The 2,823-nt window shown below is 68.9% G+C and carries 2 protein-coding genes and 1 pseudogene; all 3 read right to left on the reverse strand.

Annotation, left to right across the window (positions count from 1 at the left end):
• Window positions 1-65: 65 nt before the first annotated feature.
• Complete coding sequence (locus tag ACYVE9_RS21580; RefSeq protein WP_461029546.1) at window positions 66-1,424, reverse strand: ABC transporter substrate-binding protein; 1,359 nt, start codon at window positions 1,422-1,424, stop codon at window positions 66-68.
• A 147-nt stretch (window positions 1,425-1,571) separates the two neighbouring features.
• Window positions 1,572-2,333: a DeoR/GlpR family DNA-binding transcription regulator gene (locus ACYVE9_RS21585; protein ID WP_461029547.1), complete on the reverse strand. Its 762-nt coding sequence runs from the start codon at window positions 2,331-2,333 to the stop codon at window positions 1,572-1,574.
• A 256-nt stretch (window positions 2,334-2,589) separates the two neighbouring features.
• A pseudogene (locus ACYVE9_RS21590) lies at window positions 2,590-2,823 on the reverse strand (two-component system response regulator); the annotation flags it as partial.

Raw genomic sequence — 2,823 nt, forward strand, 5'->3', positions numbered from 1 at the left:
GGCGGTCGCCGGCCGCCCCGCTCCGGTGGTCGGCGGCGGTGACGCCGCCTTGACGGGGGTGCTCATTACTTCTGGTACTCCTTGCCGACCCGTTCGGCCAGGCTCTGGGACTTCTTCAGCGCGGCTTCGACGGACTGGCGGCCGGCGATGGCCGAGCTGATCTCCTGCGAGACCTTGGTGCCCAGGTCGGTGAACTCGGGGATGCCGACGAACTGGATGCCGGGGGCGGGACGCTCCTGCACTCCGGGGTTGCGCGGGTCGGCCTCACTGATGGCCTTGAAGGTCACCTCGTGGAACGCCTCGGCGGCCTCCTGGTAGTCGGGGTTCTCGTACGTCGAGGCGCGCTTGCCGGCGGGAACGCTGGACCAGCCGATCTCCTTGCCGACCAGCTCCTCGTACTCCTTGCTGGACGCCCAGGACATGAACTTCCAGGCGTTGTCGGTGTTCTTCGACGCCTTCTGCATGCCCCAGGCCCAGGTGTAGAGCCAGCCGGAGCTGTCGGTCTTCTCCACCGGGGCCGGCACGTAGCCGATCTTGCCCTTGACCGGGGAGTTGTCGGCCTCCAGCGAGCCGGCGCCGGCGGTGGCGTCGTACCACATGGCCGTCTTGCCCTGCGTCATGTTGTTCAGGCACTCGGCGTAGCCGGCCTGCGCCGCGCCGGCCTCACCGTGGTCGCGGACCAGGTCGACGTAGAACTTGGTGGCCTCGGTGAACTCCTTGGAGGTCAGCTGCGCCTCCCAGTCCTCGTTGAACCAGGTGCCGCCGAAGGTGTTGACCACGGAGGTGAGCGGCGCCGTCAGCTCGCCCCAGCCCGGCAGGCCGCGCAGGCAGATGCCCTTCATGTCCTTCTCGGCCGTGTCGGTCTTCTCCGCGATCTCGGCGACCTCCTTCCAGGTGGGCTGGTCGGGCATGGTCAGGCCGTGCTTCTCAAGGACGTCCTTGCGGTACATCAGGAAGGAGGACTCGCCGTAGAACGGCTGGGCGTAGACCTTGCCGTCCTCCCCGGTGAGGGAGAGCCGCATCGGGTTGAGGATGTCGCCCTCGTCGTACCCCTTGTCCTCGGTGAGGTACGGGTCGAGCTCGTGCAGCCAGCCGTTCTTGGCGTAGATCGGCGTCTCGTAGTTGCTGATGGTGGCGAGGTCGTACTGGCCGGACTGGTTGGCGAAGTCCTGGCTGATCTTGTCGCGGACCTCGTTCTCCGGCAGCACGGTGAAGTTGACCTTGACGCCGGTCTCCTCCGTGAAGTGCTCGGCGGTGAGCTTCTGCAGGTCGACCATCTGCGGGTTGTTCACCATGAGGACGTTGACCGTGCCGTCCTCGTCGGTGCCGGAGCCGCCCGCTCCGGCACACGCCGAGAGCATCAGTCCGCTCGCCGCCGTGAGGGCCAGGACCGCTCTGGTTCGCTGTCGACTCTGACTGCGCATGGTTGGCTCCCGTTCCTTGGTGCTGTGCCGTGTGCTTCTGTAGGGGTGCTGCTCGCACGCGGGCAGGCCTGACAGCGCTGCCGCGGTACGGAAAGACGTGGGGGGCGTCGTGAAGCGTGTGAAGGTGCGCCCTGGCCGGGCTCCGGGTCAGACGCGGATGACCTGGGGGCCGAGCAGGGAGTAGCGGTGGGCCTCCGCGGACGGCAGGCCGGTACTGGTGACGATCGCCTCGAAGTCACCGACCTCCGCGAACTTGCAGAAGCTGACCGCGGCGAACTTGGTGTGCATGCCGACGAAGATCCGGCGGCGTGCGGTGCGCACCGCCTGCGCCTTGACCTCGCTGACAGCCGGGTCGGGGGTGGTGAGGCCGAAGTCCCGCGAGATGCCGTTGGCCCCGATGAACGCCAGGTCGATGACGAAGCCGGCGAGCATGCGGACCGTCCAGTGGTCGACGGTGGCCAGCGTGCCGCCGCGGACCCGTCCGCCGAGCAGCAGCACGGTGTACTTCTCCTCGTCGGCGAGCGCGCCGGCGGTGGCGAGCGAGGTGGTGACCAGGGTCAGCGGCCGGTCGCGGGGCAGTGCCTCGGCGATCAGCTGCGGGGTGAAGCCCTCGTCGATGAAGACGGTCTCCGCCTCCCCGAGAAGACCGGCTGCCGCGGTGGCGATCCGCCGTTTCTCGGGAACGTGCATGGTGGTGCGGAAGGCGAGGGTCGTCTCGAAACCGGCGCTCTCCACCGGGTAGGCACCGCCGTGGGTGCGGCGTACCAGGCCGTGGTCCTCCAGCAGGCGCAGATCGCGTCGGATGGTCTCCTTCGCGACCTTGAGCTCCGTGGCGAGCTCGGCCACGTCGACCGCGCCCGTGCGTCGGGCGGTGGCGACGATCTCCCGCTGGCGTTCCTCGGCGTTCACGAAGGCCGCACCTCCCGGCTGTTGTGGTGGGGTGCCCGTTCGGGCCCATGGAGGAAGTTGTACAGCCGCTCAAACACTGCCACCAGGTGCGCCACTGTGTTGATCGTGCCCGCTTGTGCCCGTTCAGGGAAGCCCGGACAAGCGCAACGACAAGCCAACAGCTGGTTTCCAGCCGGTGCCGCACTGCCCGAATGCGAGCCCGCATCGCCCGAACGATGCCCGTACCCGTCTCGAAGTCAGGCCCGGTCGGTCACGTTCAGGCCGATCCGGTCACGCAGTGGTAACGGCACTCGGGCCGACCGGTGCTGCCACAGCGCGAATTCACCCGCGCCCGGCCGGCTGATACGAGGACCTCCGGACAGCGCCGCGCGCTCACCTGTGAGAGGCCGCCGCGGAACGCGCACTCCGTCGCCGACAGGCCCTCGGAGCTGCCTGCCGGCGTCCGCCGGACCAGCGCCGCGGTCCGCTCGCCGACGCCGCTCGGCAGCCG

It is taken from the genome of Streptomyces sparsus (assembly GCF_054776295.1).

Coding starts and splice junctions, on each gene's coding strand:
- ACYVE9_RS21580 (WP_461029546.1), bottom strand. CDS start 1,424: ATGCGCAGTCAGAGTCGACAGCGAACCAGAGCGGTCCTGGCCCTCACG.